At 57.7% G+C, this 17,771-nt stretch carries 20 protein-coding genes; 9 read left to right on the plus strand and 11 right to left on the minus strand.

Going from position 1 to position 17,771, the window contains the following annotated elements; translation table 11 throughout:
- Positions 1-35: 35 nt before the first annotated feature.
- Positions 36-1,394: an esterase-like activity of phytase family protein gene (locus QE396_RS13925; RefSeq protein ID WP_284962710.1), complete on the minus strand. Its 1,359-nt coding sequence runs from the start codon at positions 1,392-1,394 to the stop codon at positions 36-38.
- 412 nt (positions 1,395-1,806) lie between these two features.
- Between QE396_RS13925 and QE396_RS13930 the strand changes: the two genes are divergently transcribed.
- Positions 1,807-2,352, plus strand: coding sequence for a YfaZ family outer membrane protein (locus QE396_RS13930; protein ID WP_014168475.1), 546 nt, complete (start codon positions 1,807-1,809; stop codon positions 2,350-2,352).
- The gene (locus tag QE396_RS13935) at positions 2,352-2,672 is read left to right on the plus strand and encodes a hypothetical protein (protein ID WP_020885318.1); all 321 of its coding nucleotides are present in this window, start codon (positions 2,352-2,354) and stop codon (positions 2,670-2,672) included. Before QE396_RS13930 ends, QE396_RS13935 begins: the two co-directional genes overlap by 1 nt.
- A gap of 44 nt (positions 2,673-2,716) precedes the next feature.
- Here QE396_RS13935 and QE396_RS13940 read toward each other — a convergent pair whose 3' ends face one another.
- Entirely contained in the window at positions 2,717-4,084 is a 1,368-nt protein-coding gene (locus QE396_RS13940; RefSeq protein WP_309951383.1) for an NAD-dependent succinate-semialdehyde dehydrogenase, read from the minus strand.
- Between the two features lie 154 nt (positions 4,085-4,238).
- Between QE396_RS13940 and QE396_RS13945 the strand changes: the two genes are divergently transcribed.
- Genes QE396_RS13945 through QE396_RS13955 form a run of 3 tightly spaced genes read left to right on the plus strand, consistent with a single transcriptional unit; the run spans position 4,239 to position 6,959 of the window.
- On the plus strand, positions 4,239-4,991 hold the full coding sequence (locus QE396_RS13945; RefSeq protein WP_020885320.1) for an AraC family transcriptional regulator: 753 nt from the start codon (positions 4,239-4,241) through the stop codon (positions 4,989-4,991).
- 39 nt (positions 4,992-5,030) lie between these two features.
- Positions 5,031-5,684, plus strand: coding sequence for a LysE family translocator (locus tag QE396_RS13950; protein ID WP_020885321.1), 654 nt, complete (start codon positions 5,031-5,033; stop codon positions 5,682-5,684).
- A gap of 3 nt (positions 5,685-5,687) precedes the next feature.
- Entirely contained in the window at positions 5,688-6,959 is a 1,272-nt protein-coding gene (locus QE396_RS13955; RefSeq protein ID WP_014168469.1) for a DUF445 domain-containing protein, read from the plus strand.
- Here QE396_RS13955 and QE396_RS13960 read toward each other — a convergent pair.
- From QE396_RS13960 to QE396_RS13990, 7 genes are all read right to left on the minus strand, one after another.
- The gene (locus QE396_RS13960) at positions 6,956-8,032 is read right to left on the minus strand and encodes a DUF2955 domain-containing protein (RefSeq protein WP_014168468.1); all 1,077 of its coding nucleotides are present in this window, start codon (positions 8,030-8,032) and stop codon (positions 6,956-6,958) included. The two genes, QE396_RS13955 and QE396_RS13960, sit on opposite strands and share 4 nt — an antisense overlap.
- Positions 8,022-9,089 carry an HlyD family secretion protein gene (locus QE396_RS13965; protein WP_086533213.1) on the minus strand — a complete coding sequence of 356 codons (1,068 nt, stop codon included), beginning with the start codon at positions 9,087-9,089 and terminating at the stop codon, positions 8,022-8,024. The genes QE396_RS13960 and QE396_RS13965 overlap by 11 nt, the downstream gene beginning before the upstream one ends.
- Positions 9,086-9,556 (minus strand): MarR family winged helix-turn-helix transcriptional regulator, encoded by a 471-nt coding sequence (locus tag QE396_RS13970; RefSeq protein WP_020885323.1) that lies wholly within the window; start codon positions 9,554-9,556, stop codon positions 9,086-9,088. The genes QE396_RS13965 and QE396_RS13970 overlap by 4 nt, the downstream gene beginning before the upstream one ends.
- A 135-nt stretch (positions 9,557-9,691) precedes the next feature.
- A complete protein-coding gene (locus QE396_RS13975) occupies positions 9,692-10,387 on the minus strand; it encodes a helix-turn-helix transcriptional regulator (RefSeq protein ID WP_032670779.1) in 696 nt (231 codons plus the stop codon).
- Positions 10,380-10,757, minus strand: coding sequence for a hypothetical protein (locus QE396_RS13980; protein ID WP_020885325.1), 378 nt, complete (start codon positions 10,755-10,757; stop codon positions 10,380-10,382). Before QE396_RS13980 ends, QE396_RS13975 begins: the two co-directional genes overlap by 8 nt.
- Positions 10,750-11,073 (minus strand): antibiotic biosynthesis monooxygenase, encoded by a 324-nt coding sequence (locus tag QE396_RS13985; RefSeq protein ID WP_014168463.1) that lies wholly within the window; start codon positions 11,071-11,073, stop codon positions 10,750-10,752. Before QE396_RS13985 ends, QE396_RS13980 begins: the two co-directional genes overlap by 8 nt.
- 108 nt (positions 11,074-11,181) lie before the next feature.
- Positions 11,182-12,597, minus strand: a complete 1,416-nt coding sequence (locus QE396_RS13990; RefSeq protein ID WP_180249697.1) for an aldehyde dehydrogenase family protein — start codon at positions 12,595-12,597, stop codon at positions 11,182-11,184.
- Between the two features lie 100 nt (positions 12,598-12,697).
- Between QE396_RS13990 and QE396_RS13995 the strand changes: the two genes are divergently transcribed.
- A complete protein-coding gene (locus QE396_RS13995) occupies positions 12,698-13,600 on the plus strand; it encodes a LysR family transcriptional regulator (RefSeq protein ID WP_020885327.1) in 903 nt (300 codons plus the stop codon).
- On the opposite strand, the gene QE396_RS14000 is transcribed toward QE396_RS13995, so the two are convergent.
- Positions 13,587-14,066: a carboxymuconolactone decarboxylase family protein gene (locus tag QE396_RS14000; RefSeq protein ID WP_020885328.1), complete on the minus strand. Its 480-nt coding sequence runs from the start codon at positions 14,064-14,066 to the stop codon at positions 13,587-13,589. The two genes, QE396_RS13995 and QE396_RS14000, sit on opposite strands and share 14 nt — an antisense overlap.
- Before the next feature lie 102 nt (positions 14,067-14,168).
- Between QE396_RS14000 and QE396_RS14005 the strand changes: the two genes are divergently transcribed.
- Both QE396_RS14005 and QE396_RS14010 read left to right on the plus strand, forming a co-directional pair.
- The gene (locus QE396_RS14005) at positions 14,169-15,557 is read left to right on the plus strand and encodes a PLP-dependent aminotransferase family protein (RefSeq protein WP_134179313.1); all 1,389 of its coding nucleotides are present in this window, start codon (positions 14,169-14,171) and stop codon (positions 15,555-15,557) included.
- A gap of 81 nt (positions 15,558-15,638) precedes the next feature.
- On the plus strand, positions 15,639-15,893 hold the full coding sequence (locus QE396_RS14010; protein ID WP_020885330.1) for a DUF4282 domain-containing protein: 255 nt from the start codon (positions 15,639-15,641) through the stop codon (positions 15,891-15,893).
- 59 nt (positions 15,894-15,952) lie between these two features.
- Here the strand turns inward: QE396_RS14010 and QE396_RS14015 are convergent, their stop codons facing one another.
- A complete protein-coding gene (locus QE396_RS14015; protein ID WP_014168457.1) occupies positions 15,953-16,114 on the minus strand; it encodes a DUF1127 domain-containing protein in 162 nt (53 codons plus the stop codon).
- Between the two features lie 176 nt (positions 16,115-16,290).
- Here QE396_RS14015 and QE396_RS14020 point away from each other — a divergent pair, with 176 nt between their 5' ends.
- Complete coding sequence (locus tag QE396_RS14020) at positions 16,291-17,706, plus strand: PLP-dependent aminotransferase family protein (RefSeq protein ID WP_309951395.1); 1,416 nt, start codon at positions 16,291-16,293, stop codon at positions 17,704-17,706.
- Positions 17,707-17,771: the final 65 nt, after the last annotated feature.

Below are 17,771 nucleotides of genomic sequence, written 5' to 3' on the forward strand. Positions count from 1 at the left end.
CAGCCCTCTCCGCAGTTGCGGAGAGGGCTGTGAGATTATTTCAGCGCGTCGGGCAGCGTCACAATCCACAGTTCGCTTTCTGACGCCGGCTTCGCCAGCGGCTTCACGGCGAGGGTGGTCGCAACCGGTTTATCATCAATCGTGAGTGCACCTTGCGAATTCACCCGATAATCCTTGAGCTTCTTGCCCTCGACCGGATTTTCCATCGCCACCTTCACGCCAAAGTCGTTATCGTTCGCGACCGCCAGCGTTTTGTTGTCAATCAGCGCTAACCCTTCGGCCTTTTCCTGCTGCCAGCCAAGCGCGCGCAAATCCACGACCTGGGTTTTAGCCGCCAGCGTAATGCCGCGCTGGGCCAGCGTCTTCTCGTCATCAAACTCCGGGTATTCGCCCGGCTTATCGAAGCGTGTCAGATCGCTCGCCTTGCTGAGGTCCACCTTGTAGATGAGGTTGCGCATGCCATCGTTTTTATCGCTGCCCTGCTCAATCAGCAGCAGCTGCTGGTTATCAAGCGCCACAATGTCACCGATTTTGGCGTCATTGTTTTTGCTGTAGGCTTCGCTGTCGATGGGATAACCGTACATCGCGGTTTTCCCGGTCGCCGGGTCGAAGCTCACCAGGCGGGTAAACAGCGCCTGTTTTTTGCTTTTGCCGTCGATATCCAGCGTGCTTTGCACCGCGGCAATGATACGCCCGTCCGGCATACGGGTCAGGCCTTCAAAGCCCCGGTTTGGTTGACGCCATTTAATAATATTCGGCAAGCCGCCCGCGATGGATTTCTCGCCTTCCGCCGCCTGCGGACCGTGAATCGCCAGGATCTTGCCTTTGCTGTCGACGTTAATCAGGAACGGACCGTATTCGTCACACAGCCAGTAACCGCCTTTACCGTCCGGCGTGATACCTTCCGTATCCAGCCCGCGATTGTCGCCCTTCAGCACCTTTAATGTGTCACTGAACGCCACTTCATTGGTCGAGCCAATCACGCCGCTTTGCAGCGGCAGACCGTTGATCTCGCCTTTATCATCATGCAGAGGGCGCGCATCGACGGCCTCCGCTTTGCCATTTTGTATGCGAATCGTCATCAGCAGCGGAGCGAAATCGGGCGTGACAAAGATTTTGGCTTCATCTTTCCCCACTTTCGGCGAATCCGCATTCGGACCGCGATCGGTCACGGTCGCAAACGTCAGGGTATCGCCCTGTTTACCGGTAAACAGCAGGCCAGAGCCAATCCCGACCGGGAGCCCCTTCGGGAACGCACCGGCAAACGCGCCGCTGTAGCTCACGCGCGTGCCTTCGGGGAAGCTGACAACATAGTGTTCGGCCGTGGGCTGCGCCGCCAGGCCAGAGAAAGAGAGCGCACAACCGATAAGCACAGGAATAATTTTTCTTTTCATATTGTTAGTATCCAGAAAGTGAAGCCAACAACGTAAAGAACAAACGTGTCAGGAAAATGACACCGCAGAGATACGCGGACAGGCAATTGCAGGCGCATGAACCGCCAGAAATGTAAAACTAAACCACAAAGTGTAAAATTTGAAATGTTTCTGGAAATTATTAGAAAGCCAATTAATTCATGTCAAACGGTTATCCTCTGTCTCGTTCAGTGTCTATTTAGTCAAAAAACTAAACCTGTCCTAAACGTCCAGGTAATACATATTGACCCAGCGATAACTAAACATGAAAGCAACATTTAAAAAGCCAGCCATTAACAAAAACAGCATAAAAACACGACCTTAATCACATTTGCAGTCATAAACATCGCTTGTTAAGGTGGCCTCAGATGAAATTAATGACGAGGCACAAAACATGAAAAAACTGAATGTTCTTCTTCTTTCTGCTCTGACCGTCCTGTCGGGTTCTGCACTGGCTATGGGCGGCACGATTGAGCAAGGTAAAAACTTTACTAACCTTAATCTGGAAATGGGTAAATCCTCATCCGGTGTGTACCTTGAAAGCAACTGGCTCAAAAACACTGACGACGGCACGCAAACAGGTGGCGTTGGCGCCGGTTACAACCTGGAAGTGGGCCCGGTGATGCTGAATGCCGGCGCTAAAGCAATCTACCTTGGCCCGAAAAAAGGCGATAACGGCGTGGCATTCCCCATCGGTGGCGGTATTAACGTTGCGCTGACCGACAGCATCCACGTGTTTGGCGAAGGGTATGCCGCACCAGAAGGTCTGAACAACAGCGTGAAAAACTACGTGGAAGCCAACGGCGGTGTGAGCTGGACGCCAATCACGCCTGTGACGCTGAAAGTGGGTTATCGTCACGTAAGCGTTGACGGCAAAGACGGTCGTCCTGGCCACACGCTGATCGACGGCGCATATGTAGGCGGTGGAGTCACCTTCTGATGAAACACCGCATTACCGCGCTTTGCGTTCTGAGCATCACGCTTCTGCTCACCGGTTGCGTCCAGTATAAATGGGTGAAACCGGGAGTCAGTGACGCTGAGATGAATAAAAAGCTCACGGAATGCGAAGCACAGGCCCTGATTGATCTGCCCCCGGACAATGTTGTGACCGGTTCGAGCTCGGAAAAAATGGACAAATCGAAAAAGAAAAAGGATATTTCCACGAGCTACACGGTTGAAGACGCGAATGAATATCGCCGGGATACCTTAGTCGACAGCTGCATGTTCAAAAGCGGCTGGGACAAGATTGAAGTGCAATAACCTCAAAAAAAACCTGCCGGATGGCAGGTTTTTTATTCGCAGAGTTATTTACGCACCACCAGCTTCTGGTTCACAAACTCTTTGATCCCCAGGTCCGACAGTTCGCGTCCGTAACCGGATCGCTTCACGCCGCCAAACGGCAGCTCTGGCGCGGTATCGGTGAGCCAGTTGATATACACCATGCCGGTCTCAATACGCGACGCCATTTTCTTCGCCCGCTCGATATCCTTGCTGAACACCGCGCCGCCCAGACCATAGTGGGAATCGTTCGCCAGTGCGACCGCTTCGTCATCATTTTTCACCACATAGATCTGCGCCACCGGGCCGAAGAACTCCTCAAAGTAGGCCGGGTTGTCGCGCGAGATATGCGTCAGGATCGTCGGCTCAAAGAAGCACCCGTCACGCTGCACCGGTTTGCCACCGTAATGCAGCGTCGCGCCGTTTTTCACCGCCTCGTTGACCTGTGTGGTCAACGTGTCCAGCGCATCCTGAGAGGACAGCGGCCCCAGGGTGGTGCTCTCGTCCAGCGGATCGCCAATCTTCACCTGCTTAAATGCCTCGGTGAATTTCGCGAGGAAGGCATCCGCAATCTTCTCATGCACGATGAAACGCTTCGCCGCCGTACAGACCTGGCCGGCGTTATTGAGTCGGGCATTCACGCCCGTCTTCACGGCCTTCTCCAGATCGGCATCATCCAGCACCACAAAGACGTCATTACCGCCCAGCTCCAGGGTCGATTTTTTGATGTGCTTCGCCGCCTGCGCCGCGACCACGCTACCCGCTTTTTCGGAACCGGTCAGCGCGGCACCCTGTACACGATCGTCGGCGATGATGTTCGCCACCTGATCCGACGAAATAAACAGGTTGGTCCATGCCCCTTCCGGTGCACCGGCCTCGCGCACCAGATGTGCAAACGTCTCTGCACAGTGCGGCACGATGCTGGCGTGTTTGGCGATCACCGGGTTACCGGCCGCCAGGTTCGGGGCGAGGACACGCATCAGCTGGTAATAAGGGAAGTTCCACGGCTCAACGGCCATCAGCACGCCAATAGGGTGGTGCTCGACCCACGCTTCCCCGAGTTCGGAGTCGTACTTCACCGGGGCGAGGAACCGTTGGGCATTATCCGCGTAGTAGCGGGCGATTTGCGCGCACAGTTTCACTTCACCGCGGCTCTGTTCAATGAGCTTACCCATCTCCTTGCTGGCAATTTTGGCCAGATCCTCCGTACGTTCGTCGATGAGGTCCGCAAGTTTACGCAGTACCGGCAGGCGCTGGTTAATGTCGCCTTTTGCCCAGTCCGAATGGTAAAGCGCATCGGCCGCCTTCAGCGCCGCTTCAACATCCGCGTCGGTATGGGATGGATATTCTTTGATGAGCTGGTTTGTGGCAGGATTTACTGTCTGGTAAGCCATGTCGAATCTCCTTGTTTTACCGCTTAGGGTATTAAGGGTAGACAATATGACTGGCGATGGACGTAAAGTTGGGTATATCCGGAAGGTTCTTAGCGTGGTACTGCAACATGTCGCGCGGGCATGGTATAAAAAACGTTCCTGACAGGAGTTCCCCATGACCGAGACCCGACACATCCGCCAGACCTTTCATCGCGCCTGCGGCCACGAGCTGCGCAGCACGTGGCAGAGCACCCAGGCGTATAAACGTCATTGTCACCCACAGCTCTCTATTGGCGCGATCCTGGAAGGCCAGACGTGCTGCACAGTCCATGACAGGGAGTATATCCTGACCCCTGGCGACATCATCGTCATCCCGGCGCATGCTCCCCACAGCTGCAACCCGGTGGCGGGACAGCCACGCAGCTACCACATGCTGTATATCGACACTGACCTTTCGCTGGCACTGCAGGTCATTCGCGACCAAACGCTGTTTAATCACTATCTTGGAGTGGTTGAGAACATGACCGCGGCCTCCCTGAACGCACTGCTTTGCGCCCTTCCCCCCTCTACAGGCCGCACAGATAAGCCCCATTCACTGAGTCAGCAGGTGCAAGAGGCGTTTCTGTCGAACCTCACCGCCCCGCCTTCCCTTGACGACCTTGCCCGGCGATTTTCACTGCGCAAAGAGACGTTAATCCGCACCTTTAAACAGGACACCGGCCTGACGCCAGGACGCTTTCTCAACATCTCTCGCGTGGAATACGCCAAAGCGCGACTGCGTGCGGGAGATGATCTCGCCGATGTCGGTTACCAGAGCGGGTTTGCCGACCAGAGCCATTTCCATAAAACCTTCGTCAGCTACACGGCCGCCACGCCTCGCCAGTACGCGACGGGCCGATCAATATCAGACAATAATCAGGATACGTAACGCCGTAAGGTGATCTCCGTTTTTGCTCTGGAGGTCACGATGGAACTGTTCTTCCCTTCCGCTTTTCTCGCCCTGGCGCTGGCGCATTTTGTAGCCCTGTTAAGCCCCGGTCCGGATTTCTTTTTGCTGGTCGGTTACGCCGCACGTTACCGGCTGCGCGGCAGTGCCGGGTTGTGCCTCGGTATCGCCGCGGGTAACGCGCTCTATATTGTGCTGGTGATTATCGGCTGGAGCGCCCTGCGCACGTTTTCGTGGCTGTTCACCCTTATCGAATTATCCGGCGCGCTCTACCTGCTCTGGATTGGATCGCGGCTGGCGCGCAGCCGCCCACAGACGCTTGCGCTCAATGAGACTCATCAGCGGTGCCCCTCATTGCGTAAGCAAATCCTGCTGGGGCTCGGTTCGGCACTGTTAAACCCGAAGAATGCGCTTTTTTATCTGGCGCTCATGACGGCGCTGTTAGGGCCGGATGTCACGCTGCTTCAGCAGTCAACCTGCGGTGTCTGGATGGTAATGGTGGTGCTGGTCTGGGATTTAGCGCTGGTGTCGCTGATGGGCTTGCCCGTGGTTCAGCGGACGCTCAGCCGTTCACTCTGGCTGATTGAGCGAACCGCTGGCGTGGTGCTGATGGCGTTTGGTGGGTGGGTCGTGTGGCGTTTTTTGCATTTTCTTCCCGCCTCCCTCTATTCTTAAGCCATGGAAAAAATAGCTGAACTTAAACGCGCCAAGCTGCTGGCGCTGTCGCTGCTGCTGATTGCCGCCGCGGCGTTTATCACCACCCTGTTCCTGCCGCAAACCTTCTGGGTGCGCGGCGTAAAGGCCATTGCCGAGGCGGCGATGGTCGGCGCGCTGGCGGACTGGTTTGCCGTCGTCGCGCTGTTTCGCCGGGTGCCTATCCCGTTTATCTCACGCCATACGGCGATCATTCCGCGCAACAAAGACCGCATTGGCGACAATCTGGGTCAGTTCGTGCAGGAAAAGTTTCTCGATACCCAGTCACTGGTGGCATTGATCCGCCGCTATGAGCCGGCACAGATGATTGGCACCTGGTTCAGCCAGCCCGACAACGCCCGGCGCGTCGGGCTGCATCTGATTCAGGTAATGAGCGGTTTTCTTGAACTGACCGACGACGGACGCATTCAGCGGCTGCTCAAACGGGCGGTGCATAAGGCCATCGACAAGGTCGACTTCACCGAAACCAGCGCGGTGATGCTGGAGAGCATGACCCGGAACAATCGCCATCAGGTGCTGCTGGACGCCATCATCAACCGCCTGATCGCGCTTATCCAGCGTGACAGCACGCGGGACTTTATCGCCGACCAGATTGTGCACTGGCTGAAGACCGAGCATCCACGCAAGGCCATGGTGCTGCCTACCGAGTGGCTCGGCGATCAGAGTGCGGAGATGGTGTCGAATGCGGTGAATACGCTGCTGGATGATATCAGCCACGACCGCACGCACCAGATCCGCCAGGCGTTTGACCGCGCCACGCTGAAGTTTATCGACAACCTGAAAAACGATCCGGAAATGGCCGCCAAAGCCGATAACATCAAGCACTACCTGAAGAACGACGAGGCGTTTAACCGTTATCTGGGCGAGATGTGGGCCGACCTGCGTCAGTGGCTGAAAGCGGATATGCAAAGCGAGGACTCGCGCGTCAGGCAGCGCATCGCCAACGCCGGACTGTGGTTTGGCGAAACGCTGTCGAACGATGCCAGCCTGCAGGCATCGCTGAACGAGCATCTGGAGCAGGCGGCGCACCGCGTGGCGCCGGATTTTGCCGCGTTCCTCACACGGCATATCAGCGACACGGTCAAGAGCTGGGATGCCAAAGATATGTCGCGCCAGATTGAGCTTAATATCGGCAAAGACCTGCAGTTCATCCGTGTGAACGGCACGCTGGTGGGTGGGACGATTGGCCTGATCCTGTTTTTACTCTCGCAATTGCCTGCCGTGCTCGCGCATTAATTCGCCTCAGGCGGCGCGATCACATAGCGCGTAGGGGCAAAGCGATTAAGGATCAAATGCACCAGGAAGACCATTGTCAGGGTCGCCACCAGCGCAAAGGTCACCGAGGTAATGCGATAGAGATCGCTGAACACCAGGTCGCTGTCCGGGTGCATGTTCTGCCCGAACATAATGCCGATGGTGGTGATGCTGGAAAACCCGACCCCGGCGCCGACCTTCTCCATCACGTGCAGCCGCGCGCCAAATGCCAGCCCAAGGCCGATAAGCGGCATCATCAGCAGCATATGGCTGCTGTGATCGTAAAGGATAAGCTGGACGACCAGAATGTAGAGGCAGCCCAGCACCACGCCGACCACGCGCCAGAGGGAACTCATCACCGCGCCGCGATAGTGCATGGGAAACAGAATCAATACCCCGGCCATCAGCGCGGAAAGTGAGTCGCTCAGGTCGCTTATCTGGAAGATGACGAAAATCAGGGTGGCAACGGTCCCGGAAAGCAGCGACTCGTGGCGCACGCGGGCGTCATCTTTTTCAATCAGCGGCGGCGGCTTGCGCGGCTCCACGTCCGGCAGCAGGTAATTCATCAGCGCGCTCAGGCACACCGCCATAACGCTCGCTTCGATATTGGAAAACAGCAACGTATGCCAGTCGGTGGTGGGATAGCTCATAAAGTTGAGCATCACGCTCTGGCAGACCACGCCCATCGAACCAAACAGAAACAGCGGTCCCTTACTCATAAAGCGAAAACGCATGACGTACAAGGCGAACACGACTAACGTCATGATCACCGGCCATTGCGACAGATAGCCGATGATAATGACCATTTCAACGCAGTTAAGCGAGGCGCTAAAGATAAATTGCTTCGCCACGTGGCGGTTAAAGACCGGTACCAGCGACAGCAGCATGATGGGGTAGACCACGAAAAACACGCCGTAGTGAGTGTTGTAAAAACTCGAAATGCTCAGCGCAATCATGCCGGCAAAGACGATGCGCAGGGTCTGGCGAAAGTCGTTTGCCGTATAGACGATGTTGCCGTGCGGGGTAAACACCCGCGCCAGAGTGTTAATAGACATAGTGCAGCAGGCTCACCAGGTGGATCTGCATCCCGGAGAAGAAGCGCGCAAACGGCCCTTCGCTGTTATAGAGCTGCACGGTGGCACGCGCACCGGTCGGAAGCTGCTTCGGCAGCGCCTCGTCCAGCGCCACGTGGATACGCATACGCTGGGCATCACGAACCCACCGGTTGGAGGTTTCTGGCTCGGACAGCTCGCCGTTCACCGCCTCCTGTCCGGCGAGGATCCCCGCATCGCTGCTGGTCACATGCGCACGGAAGACGTGTCCCGGGAAGGCGTCAAACACCACGGCGGCATCGGTTCCCTGATGGGTATGGCGCAGGCTCTTCTCGCGGAAGTCGGCCACGATATCGGCCTGATTATTCACCAGCGCCAGCGCGGCCGAACCGGAGGAGGCGTAATAGCCGGGGCTGAGCTGCAGGTTACTGACCGTGCCGTCCGCCTGGGCGTAAACCTTCGTCCAGCCAAGATTCAGTTCCGCTTCATCCAGCGCGTTGCGGTATTTTTGCAGGGTGACGTTGCGGTGTTCTTCCCGCTCACCGCGCTGAATGCGCAGGTTACGGATGTTCGCCTGCAGCGAACTGACGGACTGCTCGCTGCTCTGCCAGGTGGTCCGGACTTTATCCAGATCCGCCTGCGACACGTTCTGCAGCGTGCTGAGTTTCTGATAACGATCGTAGGTCACCTTGTCGTTACGCGCGGTCAGCACGGCGGTTTTCAGGCTGGCCTGTGCGGCCGCGATCTGCGCATCCAGCTGTTCGTTAGAAAGTCGCGCCTGCTCCAGCGCGATTTGCGCTGCTTCCACTTTATTGCGAAACGGCGTGTCATCCAGCTCAAACAGCAGGTCGCCTCGCTTCACCTGGCTGTTGTTGTGTACATGGACAGCCGCCACGTAGCCGGAGACGCGCGGAGAAACCGGTGTCACCACGCGCATGACGGTGGAGTCCGGCGTCAGCGGGATCCAGATGTCCGCGACGACAAAGTAGACAAACATCAGCAGGAAAGAGGCAATACTTACCCTTACCCAGCGGGCAAACTTTTGTTCAGGAGTCATTATTTTTCGGTCTTGTTATCTTCTTCGCGGATTTTCCGCAAATTGCAGGCGATTTGATTCAATGTGGCGCTGAAAATATCGAGATGCTCCGGCGCGATGTTTTGCGATACGCGCGCCTGAAATGTCTCGATCACCCGGGAGAGCGTCCTGAGTACGGCGTTCCCCTCCGACGTCAGCGTGAGTAGCCGGATACGCTTGTCATAAGGCGATACGGTGCGTAACAGGTAACCCTGTTTTTCCAGCTGTGTCAGCGTGCGCATCAGCGGCGGCAGTTCAATACCCTGCACCTCCGCCAGTTCACTCACCGAGACGTTATCCCCAAGCTGTTGAAGCTGCATCATCACCGTCCAGCTCGACTGGGTTAACCCGGTCTCGAGAATGGCGTCGTCAATCACGGCGCGCCACTGACGCACGATCATGGCCATCCGCATCCCCATCGGTCTGCGGCTAAACAGTTCTTCTTCACGCATGGGATATCCTCTCGTAACACGCGGTCAAGATAATAGTTACCAGGGTAAGTATCAAGAAACGAGAGACAAAAGAGCAGGAATTGCGAAAGACGAATGCCCTCTCCCGGTGGGAAAGGGCATCAAACCGCGGAGAATTTAGCGGCTAAAACGTTTTTTAATGGCAACGTTTCCCGACGCGGTGACCACCACGTCCCGATATCCCGTCACCCGCTGGATCCAGCCGTTGCTGTCCAGGTACGCGAGGAGCGCCGCGCCCGCCTCGCCCCCAAGATGAAACCGCCGCTCGCTCCAGTCAAGACAGGCATAGCAGGCCTTACGGCGCGGATTGGCGCTTAATGAAATACCGAGCGTCAGGAACTGTTCGCGTCCATACACGGTCAGGGCTGACCCGTCCGTCTCCAGCCAGCCCTGCGCCTGCATAAAATCATAGATTTGAACGGCCACCGTCCCTGCCAGATGGTCGTAACAGGTGCGGGCTTCACGCAGGGCTTTCGGGGCGGAGGTTTCCGGCGGGGTGATGCGGCTCCACGACAGCCCCATCATCTGCTCGACCAGTTCCGCCACGTCGTGTCCTGCCAGGCGGTAATAGCGATGCCGCCCCTGTGACAGGCAGGTAATCAGCTTTCCGTCCAGCAGACGGGTCAGGTGCCCGCTGGCAGTGGAGGGGGCGATATCCGCCGCCGCGCTCAGCTCGGTGGCGGTCCATGCCCGGCCATCCATCAGCGCACAGAGCATTTTCACACGCGACGGATCCGCCATGGCAGCGGCTACTGCCGCCATGGCCTGCTCCAGCAGCGTGCTGTTGTCAGGGGGTAAACGGGTCTTAAGCATTGACTGCCCATGGTCTGGTGATCTCTGCCGCCAGCTTATCATTATCCGTCAGCAGAATGAGGTGATTCGCATGGTCGCTGTACTGGGTCAGTACAGACACACCGTGAGCCGCTAACGCCGCGGCAATCTCGCCCAGCTCACCGGGGCGCGCCTGCTGCAGTTTTCTGATCAGCGGTTTACGGACTGATCGGACGTTAAACCCGCCCTCAAGCAGCACGCGATGGGCTTTTTCGCCCTCTTCCACCAGGAAATGGGCTTCGGTACCAAACACACCGCCGCCCTCCAGCCCCACACCATTACACCCCAGCAGCTGGCCAAATCGCGCCAGTTCCCCTGGCGTAGCGTCGAAAATCACATGAACGTCATACATCCGCATGCCCTCCGGTTTCTGAGGCGTATTCCCGCACCACCTGCGCCACCCGAATGCGGTAGTAGGTAAAGATGGCCTCCCGCCCCTCCCTCTGCGCCGCCTGATGAAAGACGTTCTGCTTCCAGCGGCGGACAGCTTCTTCATCCCGCCACCAGGAGAGGGAGAGAATTTTGCCGTCGGTGGTCAGGCTCTGAAAACGCTCGATATCAATAAACCCGTCGATATCCGCCAGCAGGGGCTTGAGTTCGGCTGCGAGCTGCAGGTAACGCGCCTGGTGGGCAGGCGCGGCCTGGGCTTCGAAAAGGACTGCAATCATGGTTGTCTCTCCGTTGTGAGGGTGCGAAGAGCATGCAGGAAAGAAAATGCGGATGCTTCGGTGAAGGGCGAAGTATTGTCGCCCTCTTCCCGGGAGGGCGACAAACGGTTATCCCAGAATCGACTTCGGCTCCATAAACGCGCGGATCCCCCACTCGCCCATCTCACGCCCCACGCCGGAGTGCCTGAACCCGCCAAACGGCGCTTTAGGCTCATGGGCCAGCGTGTTCACCAGCACGCGGCCCGCGACAATCTGCTGCGCCACGCGACGCGCACGTTCGACATCCCTGCCCAGCACCATCGCACTCAGGCCATACTCGGTGTCGTTGGCAATGGCGACGGCTTCGGCCTCGTCCTGATAAGGGATCACACACAGTACCGGGCCGAAGATCTCTTCCCGGGCAATCGCCATCTGATTTGTGACATCAGTAAACAGCGTCGGGCGCACAAACCAGCCGTCCTGCGTCCCTTCCGGACGCCCTTCGCCCCCCACCAGCAGGTTTGCCCCCTCGTCGAGACCTTTACGGATATAGCCCTGCACCCGCAGCCACTGTTTTTCGCTGACCATCGGGCCAATTTCTGTCGCGTTATCCCGCGGATCGCCGGATTTCACGGCCGCGACGGCCTGCGCCAGCGCAGTTTCGATTTCTGCCTTACGCGACTGCGGTACCAGAATGCGCGTTCCGGCCACGCACGCCTGCCCGCTGTTCATAAACCCGGCCTGCACCACCAGCGGGATAGCCTGCGCCAAATCGACATCATCAAGCAGGATCGTCGGCGATTTACCGCCTAACTCCAGCGTCACTCGCTTAACACTCTCCGCCGCGTTGCGCAGTATCGCTTTGCCGGTAACGGTCGAACCGGTAAACGAAATTTTCGCCACGTCCGGATGGCGGCTGAGGGTCTCACCGACCGTATCGCCCCGTCCGGTGACAATGTTAAACACGCCCGGCGGTAACCCGGCATCGCGCAGCGCCTCGGTGACAATGCGGGTTTGCAATGCGCTCATCTCGCTCGGTTTAATCACCGCCGTGCAGCCCGCCGCGAGCGCAGCCGCCAGTTTGCCGCAGATAAACCCCGCGTCGCTGTTCCACGGGGTAATAAGCCCGGCGACACCAAGCGGCGTCATCTGCACCGTTGCCGCCCCCGCTGTGGTCACAAACTCAAAGGCTTCCAGCGCCTCGATGGCCTGGGCAATGACATCTGCCGGGTAGCGGGCCATCCACGCCGAGCGCGAGGCTGGCGCGCCGTACTCTTCAATCACCGCGTCCAGCAGCGCGTCATGACGGGCGGCCACGGCGGCATGCATGCGTTTCAGCGCGGCAATACGTTCCTGTCGGGGGGTTTGCGACCATGCCGGAAATGCCGCTTTCGCGGCCGCGATGGCATGCTCAGCGTCTACCTCATCGGCCAGGCGAACCTGGCCAATCACCCGCGCCGTCGCCGGATTGTATAAATCAAAACGTTCGGTGCCGTGCGGGGTAACAAATTCGCCGTTGATAAAGATCTGTTCGATGTTGTGCATATAAACCTCCTCAGGCTGTATGGACACAGTCTGGCACGGCTTCTCCGTTGCGATAATCCACGCTATGCTGCAAGGGTTGTTTCGATTTTCAGGATAATCTATGCATCGTTCGGGTCTGACAGAGCTGGAAGTGGTTATGGCGGTGGTGCGGCGCGGCAGTTTTCGCGGTGCGGCACAGGAGCTGGGCATGTCCGCCACGGCGGTAAGTAACGCTATCGCCGGGCTGGAGAGCCGCCTGGAGACGCGCCTGTTTAACCGCACGACCCGCAGCGTGGCGCTTACCGACGCCGGGCAGCGCTACGTGGCCCGTATCGGCCCGGCACTGCAGGCGATACGCCAGGCCAGCGAAGAGATCCACAGTGATACCGGCGAACCTGCCGGCACCCTGCGCTTAAACGTACCGAACCATATCGGTGCGCTCTTTCTGGATCAATTGCTGATCGACTTTATGATCCGCTACCCGAAAATGCGCGTCGAGACGCTAAGCGAAGCACGGATGATCGACATCGTCGCAGAAGGTTACGACGCCGGGATCCGTCTTGAAGAATCCGTGCCACAGGACATGATCGCCGTGCCGCTGACCGGTGAGATCCGCCAGCTTGTCACCGCCACGCCGGATTACTTTGCCCGCCACGGCACGCCGCACACGCCGGAGGATCTGCTCTTACATCAGGGGATCGGTATGCGCATGGCGCACGGTGGGATCTACCGCTGGGAGCTGGCGCGTCACGGGGAACAGTACGCCCTGGCGGTACCGCCGCGCTTTGCCACGTCCGATCTTTTCGCCTCGATCCGGGCCGTGAAGGCGGGATTAGGGATAGGGTTTTTACCGGAACTGTATATCCGGGAAGAGCTTGAAAGCGGGGAACTGGTGAGCGTGTTAAACGACTGGACGCAGCCGTTTGCCGGGCTGCGTTTGTACTATCCGGGGCATCGCCACGTCCCGCCAGGGTTACGGGCGCTGGTGGCGATGATCCGTGAGCGCGGGGTTATTCGAGGTTAGCTTTGTTCAGCCCGTAAGCCGCGTCCAGCGAGCCCGGCTCCATGCGGGACGTGATCCCCAGACGGTTCCAGGCGTTGATCGCCACAATGGCAAAGTTCAGCTCTGAAATCTCCACGTCCGAGAAGTGCTCCGCCACGCTGCGGTAGAGCGCATCGCTCACGCCATGCACGCTAATTTGCGTCAGCGCTTCGGCGAAGGCCAGCGCCGCTTTCTCACGGGCGCTGAACAGCGGGGACTCGCGCCATGCCGCCAGATGGTACAGGCGCAGCTCGCGTTCTCCGGCGATTTTGGCCTCTTTCGAGTGCATATCCAGGCAGAAGGTACAGCCGTTCAGCTGTGAGACACGAATGTCGATCAGGTGCTTCAGCGCCGGGTCGAGAGAGGTTTTCGCCACTTCCATGCTCAGGTTGGACAGCGCGTTGGCGAGGGCAGGTGTGATCTTATGGTGGTTTACGCGGGTGCTCATTGTCTTTCCTCTTTTTTGTGCGGCATATGTCATGCGATGAGGACAATCTACGCGGATAATGACATAGTAAAAAGACACAAAAACCGTCAAACGAGGTAGGACATGAAACCGGGCTATCACGCTATTTATACCCGCTATCGCGACAACATCACGCGTGGCGTGCTAAAGCCTGGCGACAAAGTCCCCGCCATTCGCGTGCTGGCGGAAGAGCTGAAGGTGGCGCGCAAAACCGTTGAAACCGCTTACGCCATCCTGACGGGCGAAGGGTATCTGGTAAGCCAGGGGGCACGCGGCACGCGGGTCAATCCGGACCTGTTACTGCCTGCGCAGCACGCCCCTGCGGAGCAGACCACCGGCACGCTTCCGGCCTCGCTGATCGGCCAGCGCGAACGGGCAGGTTTTCTGCGCCCCGGCATTCCCTCCCTCGACAGCTTTCCCTATAAAAAATGGCTGCTGCTTTCAGGCCAGGCGACGCGCGCCATGCGCCAGGAAGAGATGCTGAATCCGCCCGTGCTGGGCTGGTATCCCCTGCGCCAGGCGATTGCCAGCTACCTTAATATTTCACGCGGGCTCGCCTGCACCGCCGAGCAGGTGCTGATCACCAGCGGCTACAGCGGTAGCCTGCGCCTGATCCTCGATACGCTGGCCAGCCGCAGCGACAAGGTGGTGTTTGAAGATCCGGGCTACTTTATGGGCCAGCAGTTGCTCAAGCGGATCGTGCCGCGCCTGCACACCGTGCCGGTCGATCGCGCCGGGATCGATACGGAATACCTGCTGCGCCACCATCGCGATGCCCGCTTCGCCATCGTCACCCCGTCGCACCAGAGCCCGCTGGCGGTCACCCTCTCTCTGCCGCGTAAACAACAGCTTCTCGACTGGGCGAGTCAGAACGAGGCCTGGATTATTGAGGATGACTACGACGGGGAATTTCACTACACCCGCAAGGTGCTGCCGTCGCTAAAAAGCCTCGACCGGCACGACCGGGTCATTTTTATGGGCACCTTCAGCAAAACCATTATGCCGTCGCTGCGCATGGGCTACGTGGTGATGCCCGCCAGCACCATCGGGGCGTTTACCGACTGCGCGGACATCGTTACCAGCGGCCAGCCGGTGCTGACGCAAAAGATCCTCACCGCCTTTCTCAACGAAGGCCATTTTTTCCGACATCTTAAGAAGATGCGGGCCCTGTATCAGACCCGGCGGGAGTGGATGATTAAGGCTTTACAGGAGGTGTATGGCGACCTGTTTTTCACCGAGCAAAACGACGGTGGGATGCACATCGTGGCATTCCTTTCGAAGGGGAGTTGTGACCGGGAAATCGCGCACTGCTGGCAAGCGCAGCAGCTACAGGTTAACGCGCTCTCGGAGTGGTATCGCGGCTCCGGCAAGCGTTACGGACTGGTGATGGGCTATAACAACGTGCGCACGTATCAGGAGGCGGTGGCACTACTTGAAAGGCCAAAACAAGAAACGCTGGAATTACTACTCTGAAATCAGATAGCTATCCACGCCATAAAAGAACGTGATAAAGATACAATCTTGAGCCTTTTTTATATTTCTAAGGAAAAGAAAATGAAAGCCATTCTGGGATTTGACTACTTATTAACGCCACGCGTGCTGGTCTTCTTCTACTGGATCGTCATGCTGGTGATTTTGATTGCCGGCGTGTATTCCATGTTTACCGATCATCTGATCACCGGATTTATCGGGATGATTTTCAGCCTGATCGGCTGTCGCGTGACGTTCGAACTGATCATGGTCGCATTTAAGAATAACGAATATCTGCGCCGCATCGCTGAAAACACCGCGGTGAAATCAGTCGAATAATCTCTCCGTTGCACCGGGTAGGGGTTTCTCCTTACCCGGCCAGCGCCGACCCTGCCTGCTTACACATCATAGCGCGACAACCCGACATCCTTAAGCTGCTCGTCACTCATCTTGCTCAGGATGCGACGCGTGCGGTGAATACGGTACCAATTGCGTAGCGTTTTGCCGATCCAGACAAAAACAATAAACGGACGTTTTGAACGGTTCTCATAAAATTCCATGATGCTCTCCTCACTGTGCCAGTAGCGTTATCATCGTGGAATTCAGGGCGTACAATACAGATTCAAAAACATCTTTTGTTTAACATACAGATCCGCTAAAACTGTATCTGCATGCCGTTTTTTGCGGCAATCTGTACTGGTTTTACAATCTGTATGGTGAAAACAAAGGATACAGCATGACGCGCTACCAACATCTCGCCAACCTTCTGGCGGAACGCATTCAACAAAGGCTGTATCGCAGCGGTGAACGTCTGCCGTCGGTGCGCGCGCTGAGCCAGGAGCATGGCGTTAGCATCAGCACCATACAGCAGGCCTACCAGATCCTCGAAAATCTGCAGCTGATCACGCCTCAGCCACGCTCCGGCTATTTTGTCTCGCAACGTAAGGCCATGCCGCCCGTACCGGCAATGACGCGTCCGGTGCAGCGTCCGGTAGACGTCACCCAGTGGGATGAAGTGATGATGCTGCTGGATGCCCGTGCCGACAAAGAGATGATCTCCTTTGGCGGCGGCTCGCCGGACGTCAATCAACCGAGCCTGAAACCGCTGTGGCGCGAAATGAGCCGCATCGCGCAGCACAATCCGGGCGAGATGCTGAGCTATGACGTGCTCGACGGTCGGCTCGAGCTGCGCGAGCAGATCGCACGGCTGATGCTGGACGGCGGCTCTACCGTGGCTGCGAATGAGATTGTCATCACCAATGGCTGCCACGGCGCGCTGTCGATTGCCCTGCTCTCGATATGCAAACCGGGCGATATTGTGGCCGTGGAATCCCCGTCGTTTCACGGCACCATGCAGATGCTGCGCGGGTTCAACATCAAAGCCATCGAAATTCCCACCGATCCCGAAACCGGGATCAGCATTGAAGCGTTAGAGCTGGCGCTGGAGCAGTGGCCCATTAAAGCGGTGATCCTGGTGCCCAACTGCAATAACCCGCTGGGTTTTATCATGCCGGAAGCGCGGAAGAAGCAGGTGCTGGCTCTCGCCCAGCGGCACGATATCGTGATCGTGGAGGATGATATTTACGGCGAGCTGGCGGCGGAATACCCGCGCCCGCGCACCATTCACTCCATGGACATTGATGGCCGCGTACTCCTGTGCAGCTCGTTTACCAAGACCGTGGCACCGGGCCTGCGCGTCGGCTGGATTGTGCCGGGGCGCTATTACGACCGGGTGATGCACATGAAATACGCTGCAGGCGGCTTTAACGTGCCGGGAACGCAGATGGCGGTGGCGGCGTTTATTCGCGACGGCCATTATCATCGTCACGTTCGCCGTATGCGCCAGATTTATCAGCAGAATATGGAAACCTATACCTGCTGGGTGCGGCAGTATTTCCCGGCGGAGATCTGCGTGACGCGCCCGCAGGGCAGTTTTTTACTGTGGGTGGAGTTACCGGAAAACGTCGACATGGTGTGCGTCAGCAAGCAGCTGTGCCGGCTGAAGATCCAGGCGGCAGCCGGGTCGCTGTTCTCTGCGTCCGGCAAGTACCGCAACTGCCTGCGGATCAACGTTGCGTTACCGCCAACGGAGAAGCATCGCGAGGCGCTGAAGAAGATGGGTGAGGCAATTGTGATTGCGATGGAGGCGTAGTGCGGCCTGATGCCTCCACCGCCAGGCCGGGCAAGGCGTCACCGCCGCCCGGCACTGTCACCGAC

It is taken from the genome of Enterobacter sp. SORGH_AS_0287, from assembly GCF_031453695.1.
In the GTDB taxonomy this organism is placed as follows: Bacteria; Pseudomonadota; Gammaproteobacteria; order Enterobacterales; family Enterobacteriaceae; genus Enterobacter; species Enterobacter ludwigii.